This is a genomic window from Antribacter sp. NEAU-D49 (assembly GCF_057158775.1).
Map to the genome: position 1 here is coordinate 44,637 of NZ_JBXTSN010000032.1, position 25,323 is coordinate 69,959.

General features: G+C 72.7%; 19 protein-coding genes and 1 pseudogene. 17 read left to right on the plus strand and 3 right to left on the minus strand.

All coding sequences use genetic code 11. From position 1 onward, the window contains the following. Positions 1 to 51: 51 nt before the first annotated feature. The 8 genes and pseudogenes from AC060K_RS19860 to AC060K_RS19895 all read left to right on the plus strand — a co-directional run bounded on the left by AC060K_RS19860 (position 52) and on the right by AC060K_RS19895 (position 9,270). On the plus strand, positions 52 to 1,539 hold the full coding sequence (locus AC060K_RS19860) for a choice-of-anchor A family protein (RefSeq protein WP_483767077.1): 1,488 nt from the start codon (positions 52 to 54) through the stop codon (positions 1,537 to 1,539). Further along, a complete protein-coding gene (locus tag AC060K_RS19865; protein ID WP_483767078.1) occupies positions 1,490 to 4,372 on the plus strand; it encodes a DUF5979 domain-containing protein in 2,883 nt (960 codons plus the stop codon). The genes AC060K_RS19860 and AC060K_RS19865 overlap by 50 nt, the downstream gene beginning before the upstream one ends. A 5-nt stretch (positions 4,373 to 4,377) precedes the next feature. Next, positions 4,378 to 4,428, plus strand: a pseudogene (locus AC060K_RS19870) (hypothetical protein); the annotation flags it as partial. Positions 4,429 to 4,476: 48 nt separating this feature from the next. Further along, the gene (locus AC060K_RS19875; protein ID WP_483767079.1) at positions 4,477 to 4,704 is read left to right on the plus strand and encodes a hypothetical protein; all 228 of its coding nucleotides are present in this window, start codon (positions 4,477 to 4,479) and stop codon (positions 4,702 to 4,704) included. 198 nt (positions 4,705 to 4,902) lie between these two features. Next, the gene (locus AC060K_RS19880; protein ID WP_483767080.1) at positions 4,903 to 6,417 is read left to right on the plus strand and encodes a SpaH/EbpB family LPXTG-anchored major pilin; all 1,515 of its coding nucleotides are present in this window, start codon (positions 4,903 to 4,905) and stop codon (positions 6,415 to 6,417) included. A 75-nt stretch (positions 6,418 to 6,492) separates the two neighbouring features. Then, positions 6,493 to 8,100: a class C sortase gene (locus AC060K_RS19885; protein WP_483767081.1), complete on the plus strand. Its 1,608-nt coding sequence runs from the start codon at positions 6,493 to 6,495 to the stop codon at positions 8,098 to 8,100. A 167-nt stretch (positions 8,101 to 8,267) separates the two neighbouring features. Then, positions 8,268 to 8,615: a DUF3467 domain-containing protein gene (locus tag AC060K_RS19890; RefSeq protein ID WP_483767082.1), complete on the plus strand. Its 348-nt coding sequence runs from the start codon at positions 8,268 to 8,270 to the stop codon at positions 8,613 to 8,615. A 301-nt stretch (positions 8,616 to 8,916) separates the two neighbouring features. Continuing rightward, complete coding sequence (locus AC060K_RS19895; protein WP_483767083.1) at positions 8,917 to 9,270, plus strand: STAS domain-containing protein; 354 nt, start codon at positions 8,917 to 8,919, stop codon at positions 9,268 to 9,270. Positions 9,271 to 9,349: 79 nt separating this feature from the next. On the opposite strand, the gene ppgK is transcribed toward AC060K_RS19895, so the two are convergent. Further along, positions 9,350 to 10,117, minus strand: coding sequence for a polyphosphate--glucose phosphotransferase (gene ppgK, locus AC060K_RS19900; RefSeq protein ID WP_483767084.1), 768 nt, complete (start codon positions 10,115 to 10,117; stop codon positions 9,350 to 9,352). A gap of 69 nt (positions 10,118 to 10,186) precedes the next feature. Here ppgK and AC060K_RS19905 point away from each other — a divergent pair, with 69 nt between their 5' ends. After that, on the plus strand, positions 10,187 to 10,372 hold the full coding sequence (locus AC060K_RS19905; RefSeq protein WP_483767085.1) for an SPOR domain-containing protein: 186 nt from the start codon (positions 10,187 to 10,189) through the stop codon (positions 10,370 to 10,372). A 45-nt stretch (positions 10,373 to 10,417) separates the two neighbouring features. On the opposite strand, the gene panB is transcribed toward AC060K_RS19905, so the two are convergent. Next, positions 10,418 to 11,251 carry a 3-methyl-2-oxobutanoate hydroxymethyltransferase gene (gene panB / locus AC060K_RS19910; RefSeq protein WP_483767086.1) on the minus strand — a complete coding sequence of 278 codons (834 nt, stop codon included), beginning with the start codon at positions 11,249 to 11,251 and terminating at the stop codon, positions 10,418 to 10,420. A gap of 178 nt (positions 11,252 to 11,429) precedes the next feature. Between panB and glnA the strand changes: the two genes are divergently transcribed. Together glnA and AC060K_RS19920 are read left to right on the plus strand one after the other, a co-directional pair. After that, on the plus strand, positions 11,430 to 12,767 hold the full coding sequence (gene glnA, locus AC060K_RS19915) for a type I glutamate--ammonia ligase (protein ID WP_483767087.1): 1,338 nt from the start codon (positions 11,430 to 11,432) through the stop codon (positions 12,765 to 12,767). Between the two features lie 41 nt (positions 12,768 to 12,808). Continuing rightward, complete coding sequence (locus AC060K_RS19920) at positions 12,809 to 16,123, plus strand: bifunctional [glutamine synthetase] adenylyltransferase/[glutamine synthetase]-adenylyl-L-tyrosine phosphorylase (RefSeq protein WP_483767088.1); 3,315 nt, start codon at positions 12,809 to 12,811, stop codon at positions 16,121 to 16,123. 39 nt (positions 16,124 to 16,162) lie between these two features. On the opposite strand, the gene AC060K_RS19925 is transcribed toward AC060K_RS19920, so the two are convergent. Beyond that, complete coding sequence (locus AC060K_RS19925) at positions 16,163 to 16,549, minus strand: hypothetical protein (RefSeq protein WP_483767089.1); 387 nt, start codon at positions 16,547 to 16,549, stop codon at positions 16,163 to 16,165. 157 nt (positions 16,550 to 16,706) lie between these two features. On the opposite strand from AC060K_RS19925, the gene AC060K_RS19930 reads away from it, so the two are divergent. The 6 genes from AC060K_RS19930 to AC060K_RS19955 all read left to right on the plus strand — a co-directional run bounded on the left by AC060K_RS19930 (position 16,707) and on the right by AC060K_RS19955 (position 25,123). Then, positions 16,707 to 17,408: a TetR/AcrR family transcriptional regulator gene (locus tag AC060K_RS19930; protein ID WP_483767090.1), complete on the plus strand. Its 702-nt coding sequence runs from the start codon at positions 16,707 to 16,709 to the stop codon at positions 17,406 to 17,408. 39 nt (positions 17,409 to 17,447) lie between these two features. Further along, on the plus strand, positions 17,448 to 20,189 hold the full coding sequence (locus AC060K_RS19935; RefSeq protein WP_483767091.1) for a VWA domain-containing protein: 2,742 nt from the start codon (positions 17,448 to 17,450) through the stop codon (positions 20,187 to 20,189). Positions 20,190 to 20,217: 28 nt separating this feature from the next. Then, the gene (locus AC060K_RS19940; protein ID WP_483767092.1) at positions 20,218 to 21,168 is read left to right on the plus strand and encodes a hypothetical protein; all 951 of its coding nucleotides are present in this window, start codon (positions 20,218 to 20,220) and stop codon (positions 21,166 to 21,168) included. A gap of 489 nt (positions 21,169 to 21,657) precedes the next feature. Continuing rightward, complete coding sequence (locus tag AC060K_RS19945; protein ID WP_483767093.1) at positions 21,658 to 22,650, plus strand: hypothetical protein; 993 nt, start codon at positions 21,658 to 21,660, stop codon at positions 22,648 to 22,650. 74 nt (positions 22,651 to 22,724) lie between these two features. Then, positions 22,725 to 23,912: an AAA family ATPase gene (locus AC060K_RS19950; protein ID WP_483767094.1), complete on the plus strand. Its 1,188-nt coding sequence runs from the start codon at positions 22,725 to 22,727 to the stop codon at positions 23,910 to 23,912. Next, on the plus strand, positions 23,912 to 25,123 hold the full coding sequence (locus tag AC060K_RS19955) for a vWA domain-containing protein (RefSeq protein WP_483767095.1): 1,212 nt from the start codon (positions 23,912 to 23,914) through the stop codon (positions 25,121 to 25,123). Before AC060K_RS19950 ends, AC060K_RS19955 begins: the two co-directional genes overlap by 1 nt. The last annotated feature ends 200 nt before the right edge of the window (positions 25,124 to 25,323 follow it).

Consider the following 25,323-nt stretch of genomic DNA (forward strand, 5'->3'; position numbering starts at 1 on the left):
GGCGTAGGGAGCGGACGCTCGGCGCATGAGGTCAGACCTCATGCGCGGAGGGTGTCGTCGCCCCTGCGGAAGGCCGCCGCCGCCCTCGCGACCGCCGCGCTCGCGCTCAGTGGCGCAGTGGTCTCCACCTCGTGGACCGTCCAGCCGGCCGCCGCCGCCCAGGCGCCTGTCTGCCCGCCGTCGGGCGACATCCCCTCGTGGACCAACCTGCCCGGCGACGGTCCTCTCTACACGGACAACGCCGTCTCGACGTGGGTCGGCGGCGACTTCACGGTGACCGGCGCGACCGCCGAGGCCGAGGGCACCACCGTCGTCATGGGCGACGTGACCATGTCCAAGACGGTGGCGAACGACGGCTGGTACGGCTTCAACTTCGGCGTGGTCGGCGTCGGCTCGCAGATCGCACCGGAGCCCATGTCCGTGATGCTCAGCGTAGGTGGCGACCTCACCGTCAAGCCCGGCTACTCGATCATGGTGGGCTACATCATCGGGGGCGGCGTCGCCGTCGTCGGGCAGATCTCGGGCACCGTCGACACGCAGGGCGGCCCGGTCCTCACGCAGGAGGCCGCGGCCCAGCACCTCGCCCAGTACCAGAACTTCGGCGCCAAGACGGACGCCCTGTCGTCGGCCCTCGACGCGCTGGCCGCCAACGGGACCAGCGCCCTGGAGACCCGGGACGGGGAGACCGCCCTGGTGCTGACCGCGGGCACGCCCGACACGGCCGGACGCCAGGTGTTCACCGTCCCCGCGGCCGACTTCGGCGCCGCGACCCGGGTCGACTTCGACAGCCTGCCGGTCAACGCGGACGGCTCCTACCCGCCTGTGGTCGTGAACATCACCGGTGGCCCGGTCGCAGCGGTGAACAACAGCACCTATGTGAACGGCACGATGGTCGCCGGCCCGCTCACCACGGGCGCCGACCTCGGCAACGTGTCGTCCGCCGTGATGTGGAACTTCCCCGACGCCGGCTCCGTCGACCTGGCGAGCACGCAGGACGGGGTCAACTTCCTCGGCAGCATCCTGGTGCCGGACGGCAACCTGACCACGGACGTCATCAGCACCAACGGACGCGTCTACGTGGGCGGCAGCTACGACATGGGCGACTCGATGCCCAACATCACCGCGCACGCCGAGCACCACAACTACCCGTGGAACGGCGCGTCGGCCAGCGCCTGCGACGACAACACCGTCACGCCCGTGTCCGGCGAGGTCTACCTCACCAAGCACCTCACGCCCGGGTCGTTCGTCGACGACCTCCTGGCGCAGATGCCCGGCGTCGTGGTGGCCCAGGGCGAGCTGGTCTGCACCGACACCGACGGAACCGTCCTCTTCGAGCGCGACTGGACCCTCGCCCCCGGCCGTACGGTCTACTTCGACGGCATCCCCTTCGGGGCCACATGCACAGTGACCGAGCAGCCAGGCCCTCTACCTCACGGACGGCAGCCCGCTCGACACGCAGGGCTTCACCTGGGCGCAGCCCACCATCACCGTGGGCGGCCAGGCCTCGACGACGTTCGTCGTCACGGAGGAGACGCCTGAGGTCTCGGTCGACGTCACCAACACGCTCCTGGGCTCCTTCGACCTCACCAAGCAGGTGGTCGGCACCACCACGGACGCGCAGTTCGGCTTCACCTGGACGGCCACGGGGCCCGACGGCGCAGCCGCCACCGGCTACCAGGTGCCCGCCGCCGGCGGCCCTGCCGCCCCGGTGGCCGGGGCGTCGACGGGGACCGTCACGGTCGGCGCGGGCGGGACGGTCAGCCCGACCGTGGACGGGAGCCCGGTGCTGTTCCCGACCGGCACCACGGTGACCGTGTCCGAGACCGGGCTGCCCGACCCCGGCCCGGCGAGCGAGTGGACGCCGTCGCTCAGCCCCGAGACCGTCACGGTGGGCGGGCACGACCCGAGCGCCTCGTTCACCGCCGTGAACACCCTGACCGAGAAGCCCGCCCGCTTCGCCGTGACCAAGACCGTGGCCGGTGACGGCGCGGACCTCGTGGACCCCGACGCCACGTACACGTTCGAGTACTCCGTCGACGGCGTGCCCGCCGCCGAGCCGATCACGGTCCGCGCGGGGGAGACGGTGCTGAGCCCCGACCTGCCCGACGGCGCCGTGATCACGATCGCGGAGAAGGACGTGCCGCAGTTCACGGGCGTGGAGTGGGCCGACCCCCAGCTCGAGGGCACCTTCACCGTGCACAGCGGCGCGCAGTCGCCCTACGCGCTGCCCGTCGTCAACACCGCGGTGCCGGTGGACCGCACGTTCTCGATCTACAAGGACCTCACCGGGGCGGCCGCCGGCTCCGTGCCGGACGACACCGAGTTCACGGTGAACTACGCCGTGAACGGCGGCGAGCAGACGGGCACGCTCACGCTGCGCGCGGACGGCACCGTCGTGGGCGGGCCCACCCTGGCCTACGGCGACACCGTCACCTTCTCCGAGGCCACGCCGCCCGCCCTCGACGGGGTCGTGTGGGGCGCCGTCACGTTCGCCGTGAACGGCGAGCCCCTGGCCGGTGACACGCTGACCCTCACCGCCGACGACGAGGCGCCGGTGCTGGTCACCGTGACCAACACCGCCCGCCGGCCCGGCGTCGGGTTCGCCGCGCACAAGGAGCTGGAGGGCGCCGCGGACGCCATGCCCGACGACGCCGTGTTCTGGCTCCAGTACCGCGTGAACGACCGCTGGGCCGTGGGCTTCCTGGCTCTCCGGGCCGACGGCACCATCGTGGACGCGCCGGACACCGCGCCCCCCGGGTGGGTCGGCGAGGAGCCGGTCCCGCTCAAGGCCGGCGACGTGATCTACGTCCAGGAGGTCCAGTGGAACTCCGAGCGTCCCATGCCGGCCGCCCCCGGCGGCGCACAGTGGGCCAAGCCGGTCTTCACCGTCGACGGCCAGCCCCTGCCCCTGACGGGCGACGGCTGGGCCTCGTTCACCCTGGGTGACGACGGCGTGATCGAGCTCGCCATGCACAACAGCCTGGTGCCCGCCGCGGGCTTCTCGCTCAGCAAGGTCATCTGGGGTGAGACCGCCGACCTGGTGCCGCCCGGCACGGTGTTCATCGTGGGCTGGACCGTCGTGTCCGGGCCGAGCCAGGGTGCCAGCGGCAGCATCCGCGTCACCGCCGACGGCACGCCGTCCGAGGGCCCCGTCCTTCTCCAGGGCGACCGTGTCGAGTTCACCTCCGAGGACATGCCCGAGCTCGCCGGGGTCTCGTGGGGCGACTACGAGCTCTACCCCACCTATGTCCAGTGGAGCAGCGGCTGGAACGAGCACCAGGCCGTCACCATCGAGAACACCGCCAACCGGCCCCCGACGGGCACCTTCCAGGTGACCAAGCAGGTGGGCGGCGAGCAGGCCGGGTCGGTGCCGCCCGGCACCGTGTTCACCGTGGACTACACCGTCGACGGCGTACCGCAGCCGCCTCTGACGGTCCCGGTCGGCACGGTCGTGACCTCCCCGGAGATCCCGGTGGGCGCCGAGGTGGTGGTCACGGAGACCACCTTCCCGGACATGGCGGGCGTGACCTGGGGCCAGCCGCAGATCGCCAACGGCTCGTTCACGATCGCGGAGAACGCGCAGGTCACCGTCACCGTGACCAACACGGCCCTGACGGCCGCCACCTTCACGGTGCAGAAGCTGGTCGCCGGCCCGGGCGCCGGGCTCGTGCCGGGCGACACCGAGTTCACCGTGGCGTACACCGTGACCTCCGGCCCGAGCGCGGGGACCGACCGCGCCACCGGCACGCTGACGATCACGGCCGACGGCGCCGTGGTCCAGGGGCCGGTGCTGGCCGTCGGCGACGTGGTCGAGCTCAGCGAGGTCACCCCGTACCCGACGGTGTCGGGAGTGAACTGGGCGGCCGCGACTTCCGGGGTCGTCACCCCGTCCACCATCACCCTGGGCCAGGACGCGAACAACGACGGCACGCTCGACGTGCCGGCCGTGGTGGTCAGGAACACCGCCAACCCCAAGATCGCCCGGTTCTCCGTGCACAAGGAGATCGTCGGTGAGGCCGCCGGGCTCGTCCCCGAGGGCACCGTCTTCACCGTGAGCTGGAAGGTCGTGTCCGGGCCCAGCGTCAACGTGGCGGCCCGCAAGGAGGGCACCTTCACGCTCAGCGCTGACGGCACCGCGTGGACCAGCCCGCAGTCGGGCACCGAGGCCTTCCGGCACGGCGACGTGATCGAGCTGACCGAGGTGAACCTGCCGCAGGTCCCGGGCGTCACCTGGGGCACGCCGGAGTTCAGCCCCGAGCGGGCCACGCTGATCAACGGCGCCGTCCTGACCGTCAGGCTGACGAACACCGCTGAGACGGCGCCCCTCGCCTCGGACATCTCCGTCCAGAAGCTCGGCCAGCCGCAGAGCTGACGGCCATCCCGGCCGGCACCTACTGGCTCCAGGAGGTCAAGGCCCCCACCGGGTACGACCTGCTGCCCGAGCCGGTCCAGTTCCTCGTCGGCTCCGACGGTTCCGTGCAGGTCGCCCTCCCCGAGCGGCACCCGCAGGTCACCGCCACCTCGGCCGACGGCGGCGCGATCGACGACACCCTCCAGGTGGTCGACCGCCCGGTGCTCACGCTGCCCTTCACCGGCGGCCCGGGCGCCACCCTCAGCACCCTCGGCCTGGCGACGCTCGGCGCCGCCGTGCTGGCCGCAGTACTGGCCCTGCGTCGTCGACGCAGCGTGCCGCGCCGTCACTGAGCCGGGCTTCCCCTCGCCCGTGCCGGACGGCGCCCGCGCCGCCGACCGCCGTCGCCCCGCCGACGGCAACGTCCCCCCTCTGTAGCCGACGGCCTCCCCAGGCGCGCCCTGCGCCGGGCGGTGGCGGCGGTCGGTGGCGCCCTTCAGACCAAGCCCGGGTACGCCGGGCACCGATAGAAGAGAGAAAAGGAAAGAACAATGCGCACCATCCGATCGAACCGGCGTACCGGGGCGGGAGTCCTGGCCGTGATGGCCGCCTCCGCGCTCAGCGTCGGCACCTTCGGCCTCCCGGCCTCCGCGGCCGGCGCCGACCCGGAGCCCACCGAGTCCGCGACGCCCCTCCAGGGGCTCCCGACCCAGAGCACCGGAAACCTGCACATCACCAAGGCCGAGACCCCGGGTTCCGGGGAGGCCGACGGCACGCAGAAGCCGGGCGTGGTCGGAAGCATCAAGGACGTCACGTTCTCCGTGCAGAAGGTCGAGGGCATCGACCTGTCGACGAACGCCGGCTGGCAGGCCGCGGCCGACCTCGCCGCGTCCTACAACAGCACGGGCAGCCTCGGCAGCGCGACCCTCGGCAACGCGGCCACCGGCACCACGGCCGCGGACGGCACGGTCGACTTGGCCAACCTGCCCATCGGCCTGTACTACGTGCAGGAGACCGCGACGCCGGCCGGCGTCGTGAAGGGCGACCCGTTCCTGGTCACCCTCCCGATGACCAACCCGACGGCGCTCAACGAGTGGATGTACGACGTGTACGTCTACCCGAAGAACTCGGTGGTGGACCTCGTGAAGTCGGTGGCTGACGCCGACGACTACGTCGTGAACGACGACCTCGTCGAGTGGACGATCCTCGCCGACATCCCGAAGAACGAGAACGGGGAGATCGACGCCTACAAGATCGTCGACGACCTGGACGCCAAGCTCGACTACGTGTCGATCACGGTGTCCCTCACCGAGGGCACGATCTCGCTCGACCCGGCCGACTACACGGTCCTCCCGGCCGCAGCGACCGACGCCGGTCCCGAGGTCTCCGTGACCTTCACCGCGTCGGGCCTCGAGAAGCTCGAGGACGCCGCTGCGGCGGGCGACCAGCAGGTCCAGGTGGTCATCTCCACCGAGGTCAACGCCTCGGGCGTGATCCCCAACACGGCGACGCTGTACCCGAACCAGTGGTCGGTGGACAACGACAAGGGTGAGGTCTCCAACGAGGTCGACACCAAGTGGGGCGGCGTCCTGCTCGAGAAGGTCGACGCCGCCACCAGCGCCACCAAGCTGGCGGGCGCCGAGTTCCAGGTGTTCACCTCCGCGGAGGACGCCGCCGCGCAGACCAACCCGGTCTCGATCAACGGCGTGAGCACCTTCACCACCGCCTCGGGCAGCGGCCAGGTCGTCATCGACGGTCTGCGCTACAGCGACTACGAGAACGGTGCCACGGACGCGACGCCGCGCACCTACTGGCTGGTCGAGACCAAGGCGCCGAGCGGCTACGAGCTGCTCGCCGACCCGGTCGAGTTCCAGGTCACCGCTGCGGCCACCGCCGTGGGCGGCGACGCCCAGGTGGTCGTCGAGAACGTCGAGCACAACGCCGGGTTCACCCTGCCCCTCACCGGTGGTTCGGGTACGGCCCTGCTGACCGGTGCGGGCGTCGTCGTCCTGGCTGCGGCCCTGGTCCTCGTGGCCCGGTCGCGTCGCCAGACCGACGAGGTCTGACGCACCACACCCGGGGCGCGGGCCGCGAGGCCCGCGTCCCGGCGCACGTCACCGAGCCCGAGCACGGGAGGAACCATGAACCGACAGACCGTCGCCGTCATGGTCCTCGCCGCGCTCGGGCTCGGCCTGCTCCTCTACCCGACGGCTGCCAACTGGTTCGCCGTCCGCGACCAGGCCTCCGAGCTCACGGGCTGCGCCCACGCCGTCGACGCGATGCCGTCGGCGGAGCAGGACGCGATGCTCGCGTCCGCCGAGGCCTACAACGAGCGGCTCGCCCAGGGCCTCACCGGCTCGGGCGACACGCCCGACGCCGAGTACCGCGGCGAGCTCGCCCCCCAGCCCGGCGACGTCATGGCTCAGCTCACCATCCCCGACCTCAGCCTCACGCTGCCCGTCTACCACGGCACGGGGGAGGACTCGCTGAGCCGGGGCGTCGGACACCTGTTCGGGTCGGCGCTGCCGGTGGGCGGCACCGGGAACCACCCGGTGCTCTCGGCGCAGTCCGGCCTGGTGGACGCCGAGCTCTTCACCCACCTCGAGGACCTCGACCTCGGCGACCACTTCAGCATCGACGTGGTGGGCCGGACGATCACCTACGAGGTGGACCAGATCACCGTCGTCGAGCCGGGCGACACCAGCACCATGCAGCCCGAGCCCGGCCGCGACCTCGTCACCCTGCTCACCTGCACCCCCACCGGCATCAACTCCCACCGCCTCGCCGTGCGCGGCGTCCGGCTCGACCCCGTCCCCGAGGAGGATGCCGAGGCCGTCATCGCCGGTCGCGACGGCGAGGCCGGGTTCCCGTGGTGGGCCGTCGCGTTCGTCGGCGGCGTGGCGCTCGCGGGCGTGGGCGGCAACCGGCTCAGCCGGCCGCGCAAGCCGTCCCGCGCTCCGGCGGACGAGACCCCCGCGAACCAGCACCCGAAGGAGACACTCCCCGTGCGCACGCGCCGTCGTCGGCCCGACCCCGTGAAGGTCGTGGCGATCGTCGTCCTGCTGGGCGGCCTCGCCGCCGCGGGCGGCTGGACCTGGCAGAACGTCGGCACCACCTGGGTGGCCGACCGCCAGGAGGCCCAGGACCTCGCCGCCTTCAGCGAGGCGAACCCCCTGCCCGACGCCGCCGCGGCCCTCCGCACCGACCTCGACGCCGCACCGGTCCCGGGCGACCTGTCCGGGACCTGGGGGACCCTCTGGGTCCCGTCCTGGGCGGGCACCACCGGCGCCCGCGGCGAGCTGATGGACGCCCGCACCCCCATCAAGGAGGGCGTGACAGAGGCCGTGCTCAACACGGGGGCGGCGGGCCGGTTCACGCAGTCGGACCTGCCGGGGCAGGTGGGTAACACCGCCTTCGCCGGGCACCGTCGCACGCACGGCGACAACTTCCTCCACGTGGACGCGCTGGTCACGGGCGACGCCGTCGTCGTCGAGACCGCCGACGCCTGGTACGTCTACGAGGTGACCGCGCCGGCCACGCTGGTCGAGCCCCAGCAGGGGGCCGACGTCGTGGCCGACGCGCCGGCGGGCCTGGCCCCCGGCGGGCGCTACCTCACGCTCGTCTCGTGCCACTCGGTGACCGACGGCGCGTGGGGCAACGACCACCGGATCGTGGTGCACGCGTCGCTGGTGGGCTGGCTGGAGCACGACGCCGGCGTGCCACCGGAGCTCGCAGACGCCGTCGGCTGACACGGTCAGTGCGGCGGTCAGGTCACGTGATCGCGGCCGGACGGCGATACTGATACCTACGCAGTTCATACCGATCTGCTGCAGATCGCCCGAGTCCGCGGCGCGCCACCGTGCGAGCGGGCCACGGCGCGCTAGCGTCGGACGATCGCCGCACCCCAGGAGGCACAGTGCCGGACGAGATCCCGCAGGAGTTTCAGATCGACGTGCCCGACGAGATGGAGACCGGCGTCCCTGCCGACTTCGCCTCGGTGTGGCACACGCCGACGTCGTTCGTGCTGGACTTCATCGCGGTGAAGCAGCCACCGAGCCCGACGACCGACCCGGACACGGGCGAGGTCACCAACGTCGTGGTGCCCGGACGGGTGGTGTCGCGCGTGCGCATCCCGCCGCAGCAGGTGTTCGAGCTGGCGAAGGCGCTCACGATGCAGCTCGACGCATGGGAGAAGGAGAGCGCCACGGGGTCCCGCCGCCGGGAGAACGGGGCCGGGGAACGCTCGGAGCGCGGCAACGACTGAGCGGAGTGCGGGTATCCCAACATCCGGGATGCTCTGTTCCGCAACGCTATTCCAGTTCGCCCGTAAAGAGCCTATTGGCCCGTGATGCTGATTCACGGTAGCCATTTCCCGGCCTATACCAGGGAAAATTCCTCAAAGAAACCCCTCCCACGGTGTTCCGCTACCGCGTGAAGCCGTTGTACGCTTCCCGTGATCGCGACGAGGGCGTCGCATCTCCCTAGTTGCCGGGGGTCGGGGGGCCAGCAGTACCGGCAGCACCAGTCGGGAGCAAGGAGCAGGGGCGATGTGAGTGAGCTACACCATGAATCATGCTGGGGGGCACACCGGGGGTATCGCGCTGGAGGAGACTCCGGAGGCGAGCCTGGTCAACATGTGGGGCGAGATCGACGTCGCTCTGCGGGGCGAGGCCGGTGCCGCCCTCGCGAATGCGTTGGAACGCGACGTACCCGTCGTCATTGACACGTCACGCGTGACGTTCATCGACTCCACGGGGATCGCCTTCCTGGTCCAGCTCTACACGTTCGGCACACGCGAGGGGCTGCAGGTCCGGCTCCTCGAACCGCCGACTGTGGTGTCGGACGTCCTCGAGATGCTGGGCGTGGACTCGGTCTTCGCGCAGACCTCGGGGTCACACTACGGAGCCGTAGCCGGCTGAGCCGCTGCCTCCGCACACGACGACGAACATCGAGCAGGCCCTCACGTCGACGACGTGAGGGCCTGCTCGATGTCTGTGTTCAGGCGTCGGCCGCCAGCGAGGCCGCCCCGACGATCCCCGCAGCGTTGCGCAGCTGGGCGGGAACCACGGGCGCCCGGAGGTGGAGCAGCGGCAGGTACTTCTCGTGGTGCTTGCTGACGCCGCCGCCGATCACGATGAGGTCGGGGGAGAGCAGGTCCTCGACCACGCCGAAGTAGCGCTGCAGCCGCTGGGCCCACGCCTCCCACGACAGGTTCTCGCGCTCGCGGGCGGAGTCCGCGGCGCGGGACTCGGCGTCGTGCCCGTCGATCTCCAGGTGGCCCAGCTCGGTGTTGGGCACGAGCGTGCCGTCCACGAAGAGCGCGGAGCCGATCCCGGTGCCGAGGGTCGCCACGAGCACCACACCGTCGGTCTGGCGGGCGGCCCCGTAGCGGAGCTCGCCCACGCCGGCGGCGTCGGCGTCGTTCACCGCGACCGCGTGGCGGCCCGTGGCGCGCTCCACGAGCGCCGGCAGGTCGACCCCGGTCCACGAGGCGTCGAGGTTGGCGATGGACCGGACCACTCCCCGCTGCATCGGCGCGGGGAAGGCGACGCCGACCGGCACGTCGTCGGGCAGGTGGTAGGTGCCGATGAGCTCGGCGAGCACGGCCGCGACCGCCTGAGGTGTCGAGGGCGCCGGGGTGGGGATCCGGGTGCGCTCCTGCACGAACGTCCCTGTCGCGAGGTCGACGGGCGCGCCCTTGATGCCCGATCCTCCGATGTCGATGCCGAACGCCAGCTGGGCGGTCTCGTGATGATGTCCCGACAAGGCTTCTCCGCTTCGAGTGGGGGCGTGTCCGGCGGCGCGCCGCACACGGCCTGGTGCGAGGATCGTCTCATGAGCGACGCCGCACAGTACTGGTACAACACCGAGACGGGCGAGGTCGAGACGGGCCGCCGATCGACCTGGAACCACCTCATGGGCCCGTACGCCACCCGCGAGGAGGCCGAGCAGGCGCTCGAGCGCGCGCGGGTGCGCAACGACGTCTGGGAGGACGAGGAAGGCAGCTGGCGCAAGGAGTGAGCGGCGCGGGCGCCATGGCCGGTGGCGCGCCCGCGCCGGGCCGGCCTACTTCTGGAAGGAGTGCGCCTCGTCGGGGAAGGTGCCTTCCTTGACCTCCTCGACGAAGTCCGCTGCGGCGCGCTCGAGCACGGCGCCGAGCTCCGCGTAGCGCTTGGCGAAGCGCGGCGACCAGTCCGTCATCCCGGCCATGTCGGTCCAGACGAGCACCTGGCCGTCGCACGACGGGCCGGCGCCGATGCCGATCGTCGGGATCCGGAGGATCTCGGTGATGCGGGCCGCGGCGTCGACGGGCACCATCTCCAGCACCACGGCGACGGCGCCCGCCTCCTCGACCGCCTTGGCGTCGGCCGACAGGGCCTCGACCGCCTCGTCGCCCCGGCCCTGGACGCGCGGGCCGCCGAGCAGGTTCTCGGACTGCGGCGTGTAGCCGAGGTGGCCCACCACGGGGATGCCGGCGTCGGTGAGCGCGCGGATCTGGGCCACGCTCCGCCGTCCGCCCTCGAGCTTCACGGCCGCGGCGCCGGTCTCCTTGAAGATGCGCACGCCGGTCTCGAGCGCCTGCTGCGCGCCCGCCTCGTACGAGCCGAACGGCAGGTCCACCACGACGAGAGCGCGCTTCGCGGCCCGGGCGACGGCGCGAGCGGGCGGGATCATGTCGTCGACCGTGACGGGGATGGTGGTGGCGTGCCCGTGCATCACGTTGCCGATCGAGTCGCCGACGAGCAGCAGGTCCAGGCCGGCCGCGTCGAAGATCGCCGCGGTGACCGCGTCGTAGGCCGTGAGCATGGTGATCCGCTCGCCGCGCGCCTTGGCCTCGGCGAGGTGGTGCACCCGCACCTTCTTGGGCGAGCCGGCGGCGGGCGGGGTGTGCGCGGACATGGTCCTCCTGCGGTCGAGGGATGGGCGTCGTCGCCCCGTGGATGCCTCCCCCAGCCTATGCCCGGCCTCGCGCGCCGCCCCCTGCACCCGGCGCCGGCGGCGGTGTGACGCGGGGCACGATCAGCTCTTGGCCTCCGGTATACGCGCCCGTAACAGGATCTGGTGCAGGATAGGCCCCATGGACAGGCAGCAGGAGTTCGTGCTCCGCACGGTCGAGGAGCGCGACATCCGCTTCATCCGGCTCTGGTTCACCGACGTGCTCGGCGTGCTGAAGTCGGTCGCGGTCGCGCCCGCAGAGCTCGAGTCGGCGTTCTCCGAGGGCATCGGGTTCGACGGCAGCGCCATCGAGGGCCTCACGCGCGTGTACGAGGCCGACATGATCGCCAAGCCCGACCCCACCACGTTCCAGGTGCTGCCGTGGCGCGGCGACCGGCACGGCACGGGTCGCATGTTCTGCGACATCCTCACGCCCGACGGCGAGCCGTCGCTCGCCGACTCCCGCAACGTGCTCAAGCGCGCGCTGGCCCGGGCGAGCGACAAGGGGTTCACGTTCTACACGCACCCCGAGGTCGAGTTCTACCTCTTCAACCAGATCTCCTCGACGGACGAGAAGCTGGTTCCCGTGGACCGCGGCGGCTACTTCGACCACCTGGCCCGCGGGTCAACGCACGACTTCCGCCGCGCGGCCATCACGATGCTCGAGTCCATGGGCATCTCGGTGGAGTTCTCCCACCACGAGGCGGGTCCCGGCCAGAACGAGATCGACCTGCGCTATGCCGACGCGCTGACCACCGCTGACAACCTCATGACGTTCCGCACGGTCGTCAAGGAGGTCGCGCTCGAGCAGGGCGTGTTCGCGTCGTTCATGCCCAAGCCGCTCGCGAACGAGCCGGGCTCCGGCATGCACACGCACATGTCGCTCTTCGAGGACGACCGCAACGCCTTCCACGAGCCGGGCGCCCAGTACGAGCTGTCCAAGACCGCGCGCCAGTTCATCGCCGGCCTGCTGGTGCACGCGAGCGAGATCACGGCGATCACCAACCAGTACGTGAACTCGTACAAGCGGCTGTGGGGTGGCCAGGAGGCGCCGTCGTACGTCTCCTGGGGCCACAACAACCGCTCGGCGCTCGTCCGGGTGCCCATGTACAAGCCGGGCAAGGGCAACTCGTCCCGGGTGGAGTACCGCGCGCTGGACTCGGCGGCCAACCCGTACCTCGCGTTCGCGGTGATGCTCGCCGCCGGTCTCAAGGGCATCGAGGAGGGCTACGAGCTCCCCGAGGCCACCGAGGACGACGTGTGGGAGCTGACCGGCTCGGAGCGTCGCGCGCTGGGCATCACGCCCCTGCCGCGCAACCTCAACGAGGCGATCGAGGTCATGGAGAAGTCCGAGCTCCTCGCCGAGACGCTGGGCGAGCACGTGTTCCAGTACTTCCTGCGCAACAAGCGCCAGGAGTGGGACGCCTACTCGGCGCAGGTCACGCCGTACGAGCTGGAGCGGTTCCTGCAGTTCCTGTAGGTCCGCCGCGGCGAGCCGGGGCAGGTGGGTAGGGTCGGACCGTGCAGAGCCGCCGACCCGAGACGCTGACGACCCACCTGATCAGGGCCGGCTTCGCCGACCTGTCGCGCTCCGCCGCGCTCTGGCAGGACCCGGAGCTGGCGGCGGTCCGCGACGCGCAGCCCGAGCCGGCAGCAGGAGCGGGTCCGGACGGCGGCGGGCCCGACGGCGCCTCGGTCGAGCTCGGCCCCGAGTCCGCAGCGCTGCTCCGGGCCGTCGGGCACACGGCAGACCCCGACCTCGCCCTGCTCCAGCTCGTCCGCCTGGCGGCGAGCGCCGGCCCGCGGCTACGTCCCCTGCTGCTGCCGGCGGCGGGGGAGCCCGACGGCGAGCCGGACGCCCGGGCGCGGCTGCTCGGCGTCCTCGGGGCGTCGACCGCCCTCGGCGACGAGCTGGTGCGGCGCCCCGAGCTCCTCGACGTGGTCGAGGACCTGACCCCTGGCACCGGCGTGGACCCGGCCGAGGTCCGGGCCGAGCTCCTCCGCGCGGTCGACGCGGACCCCGGCGCGAAGGCGCCGGTCGCGGGGTCGGAGGCGCCCGCTCAGCCTGAGGACCCGGCCGGGGCGGTGCACCCGGGCGCGCGTCCGTCGTCGTACACCGACGCGCTGCGCCGGGCGTACCGGGCCCGGCTGCTGCGCATCGCGGCGACCGACGTCACCGCGCCCGACCCGGCCGCCGTGCTGCCCGCCGTGGCAGCGGCCCTCGCCGACCTGGCGGCGGCGGCGCTGGAGGGGGCGCTCGCGGTGGCCCGCTCGGAGCTGCCCGACCACGGCGCGGGCGTACGCCTCGCGGTGATCGGCATGGGCAAGACAGGCGGGCGCGAGCTGAACTACGTCTCCGACGTGGACGTCGTCTACGTGGCCGAGCCCGAGGAGGGCGTCGACGAGGACGAGGCCCTGCGCGTCGGGGCGCGCCTGGCGACGGGGCTCGCGCGGGTGTGCTCGGCGACGTCGGCCGAGCCGGCGCTCTGGCAGGTGGACGCGGCGCTGCGCCCGGAGGGCAAGCAGGGGCCGCTGACGCGGACGCTCGCCAGCCACCTGGCGTACTACGAGCGCTGGGCCAGCACCTGGGAGTTCCAGGCGCTGCTCAAGTCGCGGCCCGTCGCGGGTGACCTGGACCTGGGGCGGGAGTACCGGGAGGCGATCGAGCCGCTCGTGTGGCGTGCCGTGACGCGGGAGAACTTCGTCGTGGACGCGCAGGCGATGCGCCGTCGCGTGGAGGACAACGTGCCGGCGGCGGAGGCGGAGCGGCAGATCAAGCTCGGGGCGGGCGGCCTGCGGGACGTGGAGTTCACGGTGCAGCTGCTGCAGCTCGTGCACGGGCGCACCGACGAGTCGATCCGCGGTCGCACCACGCTGGACGCGCTCGGGGCGCTCGCCGCGGGCGGGTACGTGGGGCGCGAGCACGCCGTGAAGATGGCCGAGTGCTACCGGTTCCTGAGGGTCCTGGAGCACCGCATCCAGCTGTTCCGGCTGCGCCGTACGCACCTGCTGCCGACCGGCGACGGCGACCTGCGCAGGCTGGCGCGCGCTCTGGGCCTCACGGACGCCGCCGAGCTCGACAAGCGCTGGCGGTCCGTGCGGCGGGAGGTGCGCACGCTGCACGAGGCGCTCTTCTACCGGCCGCTCCTGCCGGCCACCGCCCAGCTGTCCGACGACGAGCTGTCGCTCGCCCCGGAGGCGGCTGTCGCCCGGTTCGCGGCCATCGGCTACCGGGATCCCGCCGGGGCGCTGCGCCATGTCACAGCCCTGACCGAGGGCGTGTCGCGGCGGGCGTCGATCCAGCGGCAGCTCCTGCCGGTGCTCCTGGGCTGGTTCGCCGAGGGCGCGGACCCCGACGCCGGGCTGCTCGCGTTCCGGCGCCTGTCGGAGGAGCTCGGCTCCACGCCCTGGTACCTGCGCCTGCTGCGTGACTCCGAGGCCGCCGCCGCGCGCCTCGCGCAGGTGCTCGCGTCGTCGCGCTACCTGTCGGACGCCCTCGCACGCTCGCCCGAGTCGGTGCAGTGGCTCGCTGAGACGGCGGGGCTCGAGCCGCGCGGCGTCGACCGGCTGGCGGGTGAGGCCGACGCGATCCTGCGGCGTGCGAGCGAGACCGGGCAGGCGACCGTGTCGCTGCGGGCGCTCCGGCGGCGGGAGCTCGCCCGCACCGGTGTGGGGGAGGTGCTCGGGCTGCTCGACGCCGTCCGGGCCGCCCGAGCCATCTCCGACGCCGCGGACGTGGTCCTCGCAGGTGGGCTGCGGATCGCGGAGTTCCAGGCGCGCGCAGAGCGCGGGCTCGACCGCGGCGCCGAGCCCGCGCGGCTCCTCGTGGTCGCCATGGGCCGGCTCGGCGGGCAGGAGATGGGGTACGGGTCCGACGCCGACGTGATGTTCGTCTATGAGCCCGCGCCCGGCGCGACCGAGCGGGCGGCCGGCGACTACGCGCTCGCCGTCGCCACGCACCTGCGCAAGCTGCTCTCGGCGATGGGCCCGGAGCCGGCGCTGCCCGTCGACGCCGACCTGCGGCCCGAGGGGCGCAGCGGCCCGCTCGTGCGGTCCTTCGCGTCCTACGCGGAGTACTACGGGCGCTGGTCGTCGCCGTGGGAGGCGCAGGCGCTGCTCCGGGCCCGGCCGTTGTCCGGGACGCTGCGCGGGGTGGCGGAGGCGGGGGACGCGGGCGCTGACGCGGGGGCTGCGGCGGGCGCTGACGTGGCGGCTGCGGCGGGCGTCGACGTGCCGGTCGGGCCCGGGCCCGACGACGAGGCGGGCCGCTTCGGTCCCGGTGCCGCGGGCGGCCTGTCGCTGGGCGAGCGGTTCCGGGCGCTCGTGGACCCGTTGCGCTACCCGGAGGGCGGGCTGGACCCCGCCGTGGTCCGTGAGGTGCGGCGCATCAAGGCACGCGTCGAGTCCGAACGGCTCCCGCGGGGGGCGGACCCGGCGCGGCACCTGAAGCTCGGTCGCGGCGGCCTGGCCGACGTCGAGTGGACCGTCCAGCTGCTCCAGCTCCAGCACGCCGCCGAGGTGCCCGGCCTGCGGACCACCGGCACGATGGCCGCGCTCGCCGCAGCCGAGACCGCTGGCCTGGTGGACTCCGGGGACGCTTCAGCCCTCCGCGACGCCTGGCACCTGGCCTCGCGCCTGCGGTCCGCGATCGTGCTGTGGTCCGGGCGCACCACCGGGGCGTCCGTCGACCTCCTGCCGCACGACCGCGCGGCACTCACGGCCATCTCGCGGCTCCTGGGCGACCTCGGGTCGGGCGCCGAGCTCGAGGAGGCCTACCTGCGGACGTCCCGGCGTGCCCGGACGGTGGTGGAGCGGCTCTTCTACGGCGCGGAGTAGGCCGCCTCGGCTCGCGTCCTCTCGCGAGCGGTCATGCGGTCATGCGGCCACCGGCTGCTGGACCGGTTGACGCCCGCCCGGATCTTCGGCCCGCGGCCGGCTGAGCCGCCGGACCAGGAACATGCTCTGCACCACCGCCGACACGATGAGGGGCACGTGGTTCGCACCTTCGAGGAACTCGCCCCGGACCACGTACTGCGCCAGCGAGACGGACCAGACCCCGACGGCCAGCGCGAACGAGAAGATCAACGACGGCGCCGCCCAGCGGCCGGGCAGGTACGCCGAGACCAGCAGCAGGACGACCAGCACGGCGTCGGGGACCAGGAACGGGTTGTCGGCACGGACGCCCCCGAGGACCACGAAGAACACCGACGAGACCGTGGCCTGGATCGTGGCGATCACCCGGGCGCTGCGCGGTACCCCCATCAGAACGTGCCCTCGGCAGGCGGCGGGACGTGGGCTGCGTGTTGCGTGAGGTGGCGACCGAGCACCGAGGCTCCCAGAGGCTAGGCTGAACGCGAGCAATCGCTCGCGTCTAGAATGCGAGCAGACGCTCGTGTTTGTCAACGGCAAGGAGGTACACGTGGACGACCAGGGAGAACCGGAGGGCGCGCGCGCTGACGCGCCGCGACGACGTCAGGCGAGGGGGGAGCGCCGCATGGCCGAGATCCTCACCGCGGCCGCCTGCGTGCTGGCGTCCGAGGGGTACGAGAGGACCACGACCAACGCGATCGCCGCGGAGGCCGGCATCTCGCCGGGCTCGCTCTACCAGTACTTCCGCAACAAGGACGAGATCGTCGGAGCGCTGGCGCAGAGCTACGCCGACAGCCTGCGCGAGGTGCACGAGGCGGCGTTCGACGTGGCCGACGTCGCCCGCCTGCCGACGCACGACGTGATCGACCGCGTCGTCGACCCGATCATCGCCGTCAACCTCGCCACACCCGGCTTCAAGGCGCTGCTCGCGCGCCCCGACATGCCGCCCGGACTCACGGCGGCTGTGCGGCCGGTCCACGAGGCCCTCGTCGGCCGGGTGGTCCAGCTCCTGCGCCTGCGCGTTCCCGACCGGTCGCCCGTCGAGCTGAGCCTGGCGGCGCAGCTGATGATCCAGGTCTTCCAGGCGGCCCTGCCCTCGGTCACGGCAGCAGGCCCCGCCGACCAGCCGGCCATGATCGCCGAGGTCAAGCGCATGCTCTGCGCGTACGTCACCGACCTCGAGAAGGCTCACCCGGCGCCGCCGTCCCAACACGGCGAGGTCGTCCGGGCAGGCGCAGACCCGAGCCGATAGTCTCCCCAGACCAGGGACTATCCGGACGAAGGCGGACGCATGGGGAAGCAGATCGCGAGATCCGTCGGACTCGCGCTGACCGCGGTGCTCGGCGGTGTGGCCATCGAACGGGTCGACGGCAACCTCGCCGAGGCCTTCACGTCCCCCCTGCTGTGGCTCGCCCTCGCCTGCACCCTGGCGGGCGAGCTCGTGGCCCAGCTCCAGGAGTTCTCCACCCCGGGCGCCCGGGCGCGGGCCCGTCAGGAACGCTGGAGCAAGGCGGTCGTCACCATCGTGGACGACGGCGCCCCCGTGGGCCTCGGCTTCGTCGTCTCGCCCCGCCGGGTCCTCACGTCCTGGGACGTGCTCGAACGCGTCGCGAAGGACAAGAACCCGCTGTCGCTGTGGTTCACGGTGACGTTCCCGCACCTGGGCGAGGGGGACGGCGTCGTGCAGCGGCAGGTGCGGTACCGCGCGCAGGTGCCGGACGGCGACGTCGTCGCGCTCGAGGTCCACGAAGCGGACCGGGTGCCCCGCAGCGTGCTGCCGTTCCGGTTCGGGAAGCCCACGGCAGGGACGGACGTCTCGCTGTTCGGCTACGCCGAGACCGGCGCCGGGCCTGGCGGCGAGCTGTGGGTCGCCGGGCACGTCCGGGGCACCCTGGACAGCCGGTGGCTCCAGATCGACGGCGACCACGGCGGGCCCCCCGGCCCGCGGCCGGGGTTCTGCGGCAGCCCGGTCGTCGAGGTCACGTCGGGGCGCGTCGTCGGCATGACGGTCGAGTCGGTCTCCCGCGACGGCCGCTTCGAAGCGCGCGCCCTGTCCTCCACCGTGTTCGAAGGGCTGAACGTCCCTGCGAGACGGCCGCAGCGGCTCGTACGCGTGGTCGTCGAGGCCGTGCTGCGCTGGGCCGGGAAGGTGCGCGAGCAGGTGCGCGCGGCCCCCGCCCAGGTGGTGGGCTGGGGCAGGGACCACCGCCCCACCGTCGTGGTCGGCGGCACCGTCGCGGCGTCCGTCGGAGCCACGCTCCTCGTGCTCAGCGCCCTCGGCATCCTCCGGCCGCCCGTCGCGCCCGGGCCGTGCATCGCCGTGCCCGTCAGCATCTCGACCGAGAAGGACGAGCTGGTCAAGGAGCTCGCTCAGCAGTTCAACGCCACGGAGACCGTCGACGGGCGGTGCGTGGACGTGCAGGCAGCCGGGCTCACCTCCGGCGGAGCCATGGAGGCGCTCGCGGGCGCCGAGCGCTGGGACCAGGAGATCGTCGCCAAGACCATCGAGAGCGACGAGCCGCCGCAGCCGCCGCCCCCGGTGGTGTGGATGCCGACCTCCTCCATGTGGGCCGAGCTGCTGCGGTCCGCGAAGGGGATCGAGGCGCAGAACCTCGGTTCGGTCACGGCGAGCGTCATGGCGATCGCCGTCCCGAGCGCACCCGGCAACCCGTCGACCATGTCGTGGGCCGACCTGAAGAAGGACGCCGAGAGCGAGGACTTCGTGCTCGGGCGCGACGTGCCGCTCTACTCGACGTCGGGGCTCGCGACGACCGTCTCCGTCTACGACGCGGCAGTGAGGGCGCTGCCCGGTGAGCAGGAGGGCGTGACGGTCGACCTGGTCCAGAACCCCGAGGTCGTGGGCTGGGTGCGCGACGTCGAGTCGTCGGTCGGCAGCTACGGCCAGGAGGCCACGCAGTATCTCGAGGACATCTACTGCGGGCGGACGGCGCCGGTGGACGCGCTCGTGCTCCAGGAGCAGATGATCCACTCCTACAACCTCGGCCGGCCCGACGGCGGCGACGCCGACTGCGGCTCGGGGAAGCGTGAGCACGAGGCCGTCGCGAGCCTCGACGCGCTGCAGCCGGCCGAGGGGACGGTCGTGCTCGACCATCCCTTCCTGCTCATGCCGTGGACCGGCGACGACCAGCGCGCCGTCGCCGAGGCGTTCTTCGCCTACCTCGCCGACGAGGCGCAGCAGGACCGGTTCCTCGACGTCGGCTTCCGCAGCCCCGGCGACCCCCTCGCCCGGACCGACCAGCTCCGGACGACGACGGCCGCCGAGCAGTCCACGAGCGTCGCCGTGCCGGACGCGGCCGTCCTGGACGCGATGCGCGCACAGTGGGACGGGGTGCGCAAGAACGCCCAGGTGCTCCTCCTGCTCGACACGTCGCTGTCGATGGCTGGAGCACCGCTGGACGACGTCAAGGCGGCCTCCCACCGTGCGCTCGACCTGCTCGACCCGAGTGACGAGGTGGCGATCTGGACGTTCGCCGACGGGCCCGTCCCGGTCACCGGCTTCCAGCCCGTGGGCGACGGCGTGGCGCTGCACGCTGTGATCGACGGGCTGCGGCCGTCCGGGTCGGGGACCGCCCTGGTCGACGCGACCATCGCGGCGCACGAGGCGCTGGAGGCCAAGTTCCCGACGAGCAGCGACGACGAGAAGGTCCAGGCCGTCGTGCTGCTCACCGACGGCGTGAACAACCCGCCGGCCGCCCAGGAGCAGGTGGACGCCCTCATCGCCACCATCGACGAGCCCGAGCGGGAGGTCCGCATCTACACCGTGCCCTACGGGACCGAGACCGACGAGTGCCTGCTGGGGGAGATCGCCGAGCGCACCGACGCCCGGTTCTACCGGGCGTCGACCGACCGGGAGAACATCGAGGACGTCCTCCTCGCCGTCTTCGGCAACTTCGGCAGCCCGGGAGGCGCCGCCGACCTGCCGAGCCGGGAGGCGAAGACGCTCACCACGCCGAGGTACGACTGCCCGGCCGAGCCGACGGCGGCGGCGAGCGCGCCGGGGGCGACAAACTGAGCGGCGCGCGCCACCGGGAAACTGGGGCATGACCATGCACCGCACCGGCCTCGGCGACCGGTCCGCCAGTGACGTGACGACCCGGCCGCCGCGCTCCCCGAGAGAGCGACTCGGACTCGGCCTCGTCGCGCTGGCGGTGCTCTGGCAGGGCACGGGCACCGCCGTCGTCGGCGCGACGGTGCCCCCGGCCTTGGCGACGTTCGCCACGTTCGTGGCTTTCTTCGTCGTGGCTCTCGCCTCGGTCGTCGCGCTCTCCGTGACCCGGCGCCGGAGCGCCGGATCGGGGCGGCTGCGCCCTCGCGTGCGAGGGCGGGACGTCGTCGTGGCCAACGTCTTCACGGCCGCGGCGTTCGGAGCGTTCTACGTCGCCGTGACCCTCGTTCCGCCTACGGCGGCGTCGGTGCTGGAGGTCGGCACGGCGCCGATCGTCGTCGCCCTGGTGGCTGCGGTCGCGGTGCGACGGCCGGTGGGACTGGGCTATCCGGGCGTCGTGCTCGCCCTCTGCGCAGGGATCGCCTGGGTCGCGATCGCGGACGAGGGCGGCCAGCGACCTGGGGAGACCCTGCTGGGTGTTGCGCTGTGCCTGGTCGCCGGTGCTGGGGCCGCGGGCGTTCTCGTGACGTCCCACCGGCTCGGCGGACAGGGGTTCACCGGCCTGGAGCTCGCTGCGAGCAGGTTCCACCTGGCGTGGATCGTGTCAGGCATCCTGGCGATCCCCGCCGTGGCCGGTGGTGCGGTGCTCGACCGGTTCTGGTCGACGGCGCTGGTCGCGATCACCTGCATCGCGCTGCCGATCCTGCCGCTCCAGCAGGGCATCATGATGTGCTGGCCGCTCGACGCGGCCCTCGTCCTCGCGGTGCTCCCGGCAGTGGTGCTGGGGGCGGACGCGATGCTGGGACGCGGCCTGGACCCGCTGCTGGGTCTGGCGATGCTCGTCCTCGTGGCGGTGTGCGTCTGGGGAGCCGTTCGCCGCAGGTGAGGGCGATGCTGTGCTGGCCGGAACGGCTCTGCTAGGCTCCGCGGCGATGAGAATCCTGACGAGCAACAGATCGGGGGCCCAGTTCACTCCAGGTGAGTGCTGATGCGCTCATCCGTGAACGAGGGAACCCGCCTCCTCTCCTGGCAGCGGATACGCGAGTACGCCGTACCGCCGCCGATGATCGAGAAGGCGACAGCTCGCCGTCTCGAGGGTGACTGGGCAGGTGCGTGTGCGGCCGCCCGGGTCGACGTCGACGTCGACCTTCGGAGCATTCGACGGACCCAGGGGACCGATCGCGCCGCCGAGGTGCGCCGCGATCTCCGGCACCTCGCGCCAGACCTGCTCCGCTGGCACATGCCGCGCGTCCTCCCGGACGGCCTGCTGCGCCCGGGACTCACCCTTTCGCTGGCCCGTTACCCACGACCAGGTGGGCCGCCGGCTCATCTCGTCGTCCGGACGCCGCCGACGTGGGCAGCAGGTGGGCAACGGATGGTCCTGGGGTGGTGGGAGGGCGCCGCCGAGCGCCACCCGCACCCGCATCCCGACCCGAGGTATCGACTGGATCTCCATCGGCACCTCTGGGACGCCCGGCGCACCGCCGAGTACTCGGAGCGTTCCGGGCTGGCAGCCTTCACCTGCCGGGACGAGACCGTAGGCGTGCCGCACGACTGGGCGATCGAGCGGTGGGCATCCGAGGCGGCGCTCGTCCTGCGAGCCGCCGGCGTCCCCGGCGACACGGTTGTCGTCCGGCTGGGCTCACGGAAGCGGATGCTCGTGCGAGCGAGCGACACGTGGCCTCTCTCGCTGACCGATGCGAGGAGGGGCCGAGCGGCGACGGCGAGCCTCCCGGTGCTCCCCGACGCGGCTACCTGGGTGCCGCCGGACGTCCAGCTGCTGCGAGCCGGGCTGATCACTCCGGACACTCTGCACCCCCTGGTCGCGGAGGCGCTCGCGATCGGCGGGTCACGTGTGCGCCCTGTGTCTGCCGAGCCGACGACGCGGTTCGTGGAGTGCGGAGGGGCGCGGCATCGGCTCGCGCTGGTCGAAGGCGTGCTCACCGCGCTCGACCATGCGCCGGAGGAGATCCAGCGGGAGGAGCTGCTGGCCGCTCTGACGGGGACACCGATTCCCTGCCTGCAGGTCGTCGACCAGCTGCATCGCAGCCCCGCCGAGCTCTCCGACGTCCGAGCCCGGTTGGATCACGGCGACACCGAGGCCGCTCTTGCCGCGGTCGAGGCCGTTCTCGGGTCCGAGGCTGTGCTTCGGTCAGGTGCCCTCCAGGACGAGCTGAACGCCGCCGCCGAGGGGCGGATCGCCTACGGCCTGTTCCGAGCGGGGCTCGACCCCGTGGCTCGCGGGGTGGACCCGAGCGGCGACCCGCGCGCGTCTGGCCCGAGCTTCCGTGCGCGCGGCGTCGCCGAACGCACCCCGTACAAGCAGCGCGACCGCTACAGCCGGCGCCTGCTGACGTCGACCCACTGACCGCCCGCCGCTGCGCGGCCCAGTCCTCGCGACCCATCCCGGGCCTTCGGGCCCCCTCACACCCAGGGTGATCTATGACTTCTCAGCTTTCTGTTGCCTCCGATCTGCTCACGATGCTGAGCACCACCACTACCGAACCGCGTACCGATCCTCAGCTCACGGCCCTGACCCTTGCCGTCGCCGCAGACATCCCGGTGCTCCTGTGGGGCGAGCCAGGGATCGGCAAGACCTCCGCGATCACGCAGCTCGCGGAGACCCTCGACCTTCCGCTCACGACGGTGATCGCGAGCGTGCACGAACCCTCCGACTTCAACGGCTTGCCGGTCGTCGGGGACGACCCGGCCCGCCTCGGGGTGCCGATGGCCCCGCCGGACTGGGCCGTGCGTCTCGTGAAGTCCGGACGAGGACTGCTGTTCCTCGACGAGCTGTCGACCGCGCCCCCCGCGGTGCAGGCGGCGCTCCTGCGGGTCGTGCTGGAGCGGCAGGTGGGCGCGCTCCGGCTGCCCGACGGCGTGCGCATCGTCGCCGCGGCGAACCCCCGCTCGTCGGCTGCTGACGGCTGGGAGCTGAGCCCGCCCCTCGCCAACAGGTTCGTGCACCTGCCCTGGCGGCACGAGCACGACGTCGTCGTCCGTGGTCTCGGCGGCACCTGGCCCCGGGCCGTGCTGCCGAGGCTGGAGGCCGAGCGCCTTGGCGAGGCGGTCGCGTTCGCGCGACGTGCTGTCTGCACGTTCCTGGACGCGCGGCCTGCGCTGATGCATCAGCTGCCGGCCAGCGAGGTGCGCCGTGGTGGTGCGTGGCCGTCTCCGCGCAGCTGGGAGATGGCACTCCGACTGGTCGCGTTCGCGACGGCCGCTGGTGCGGACCGGGACGTGCTCTCGCTCCTGGTCAAGGGGACAGTGGGGGACGGGCCGGGGTTCGAGCTGCTCGCTGCGATCGACCGGCTCGACCTGCCTGATCCCGAGACGCTTCTCGCTGATCCGTCGTCCGCGGCACTGCCGGACCGCGGTGACCTGCGTCAGGCCGTGCTCGATGCGGTGGTGCTGGCGGTCAAGAAGCGGCCCGACGAAGCGCGATGGCACGCGGCCTGGGAGGTGCTCGTCCGAGCGCTCGAGACGGGTGCCCCGGACCTCCTTGTCACGCCGGTGATGACGCTGTCCGCCTTGCGTCAGCCGGGCTGGGTCGTGCCCGCCGCGATCGAGAGGCTGGCCGTGGCGGTGCCGCTCGGAAAGCGTGCCGGCCTCCTCCCCGTGGACGTCTGATGGAGCTGGACACCGAGAAGCTCTACGCGGCCCGCCTCCTGGCGTGCCAGGCGCGTCCGTACCTGGCCGCGGCGCTGTTCGCGCTCGGCGTGGAGGTGTCGACCACCGTGCCCACGATGGCGGTCGACCGGTACTGGCGCTGCTACGTCGCGCCGGCCTTCGTGGAGCGCTCGACCGTCGAGGATCTGGCCGGCGTCTGGGTGCACGAGGTCTCTCACCTGCTGCGCAACCACCACGGCCGCGGCGACGTTCTGGTGGCACGTCACGGCCTCGACGGTCCTGGGGGTCGGTTCAGGATCAATCTCGCGGCGGACTGCGAGATCAACGACGACATCTACGACGATGCCCTGCCCATGCCGTCCGGTGCCGTCACCGCAGAGGCTCTACGCCTGAAGCCGGGCCACTTGCTGGAGGAGTATGTCGGCGACATCAGCCTCGGGCCGCTGACCGGACCGTACGCCTGGCATGACTGCGGGAGCGGCGCGGACGGGCTGGCCCGACCCTGGGAGCTCGGGCCGGACGGTGCCCACGGCCTTTCCGCGTCCGAGCGTGAAGCCGTCCGCTTCCGGGTGGCCCAGGGCCTCGTCGGTGCCCCCGGCAGTGCTCCCTCGGGCTGGCGGCGTTGGGCCAACGAGGTGGTCCATCCGCCTCAGCCGTGGCGGGACCTTCTGGGCGCCGCGATCCGTTCGGCTGTCACCAGTGGTGGCGTCGGTGACGACTACACCTACGGCCGGCCCGCCCGGAGAGCGACGTCGGTTCCCGGCGTCGTCCTGCCCAGCCTGCGCCGCCGGCCGCCCCGGGTGAGCGTGGTCGTCGACACGTCGGGTTCGGTCAGCGACGACGAGCTCGGGACCGCCCTGCTCGAGGTCACCGCGATCCTCCGGGCCGTCGGCGGACGACGAGACCTGGTGACGGTGCTGTCCTGTGACGCCGCCGTGCAGACTGTCGGCCCGCTGTGTCTGGCCGAGGGCCTCACGCTGGTCGGCGGCGGTGGCACCGACCTGCGCACCGGGATGGCGGGAGCGCTCAGGCGGACACCACGCCCGGATGCGATCGTCGTGCTCACCGACGGGCAGACGGCCTGGCCGAGCAGCCGGCCACCGTGCCGGACGGTCGTCGGGCTCTTTCCTCGGCCGAGCCGGTGGAGCGAGGCGCACGACTACCGCCCGAAGTCCCCGCCGGACTGGGCACGCGTGGTCCACCTGGGGTGAGGCGGGCCGCTCCTCATGCCCGGGCGGCCTAGGGCCTGTCCTGTGAATGGCCTGGTCACTGGTTCTGTAATGTCCGGGTTGTGGGTGTTGGTCGGGGTGAGTTGACGGATGCGGCGTGGGCGCGGATCGAGCCGCTGCTGCCGGTCTCGTCCGGGCGTGGCGGGCAGTGGCGTGATCACCGGCAGGTGATCAACGGGATT

Bases quoted from the DNA above. Each gene is read 5' to 3' on its own strand.
- AC060K_RS19945 (WP_483767093.1), top strand. From the start codon at position 21,658: ATGGTCCTGGGGTGGTGGGAGGGCGCCGCCGAGCGCCACCCGCACCCG.
- AC060K_RS19880 (WP_483767080.1), top strand. From the start codon at position 4,903: ATGCGCACCATCCGATCGAACCGGCGTACCGGGGCGGGAGTCCTGGCC.
- AC060K_RS19950 (WP_483767094.1), top strand. From the start codon at position 22,725: ATGACTTCTCAGCTTTCTGTTGCCTCCGATCTGCTCACGATGCTGAGC.
- AC060K_RS19895 (WP_483767083.1), top strand. From the start codon at position 8,917: ATGAATCATGCTGGGGGGCACACCGGGGGTATCGCGCTGGAGGAGACT.
- panB (WP_483767086.1), bottom strand. From the start codon at position 11,251: ATGTCCGCGCACACCCCGCCCGCCGCCGGCTCGCCCAAGAAGGTGCGG.
- AC060K_RS19925 (WP_483767089.1), bottom strand. From the start codon at position 16,549: ATGGGGGTACCGCGCAGCGCCCGGGTGATCGCCACGATCCAGGCCACG.
- AC060K_RS19955 (WP_483767095.1), top strand. From the start codon at position 23,912: ATGGAGCTGGACACCGAGAAGCTCTACGCGGCCCGCCTCCTGGCGTGC.
- AC060K_RS19885 (WP_483767081.1), top strand. From the start codon at position 6,493: ATGAACCGACAGACCGTCGCCGTCATGGTCCTCGCCGCGCTCGGGCTC.
- glnA (WP_483767087.1), top strand. From the start codon at position 11,430: ATGGACAGGCAGCAGGAGTTCGTGCTCCGCACGGTCGAGGAGCGCGAC.
- AC060K_RS19935 (WP_483767091.1), top strand. From the start codon at position 17,448: ATGGGGAAGCAGATCGCGAGATCCGTCGGACTCGCGCTGACCGCGGTG.
- AC060K_RS19905 (WP_483767085.1), top strand. From the start codon at position 10,187: ATGAGCGACGCCGCACAGTACTGGTACAACACCGAGACGGGCGAGGTC.
- AC060K_RS19940 (WP_483767092.1), top strand. From the start codon at position 20,218: ATGACCATGCACCGCACCGGCCTCGGCGACCGGTCCGCCAGTGACGTG.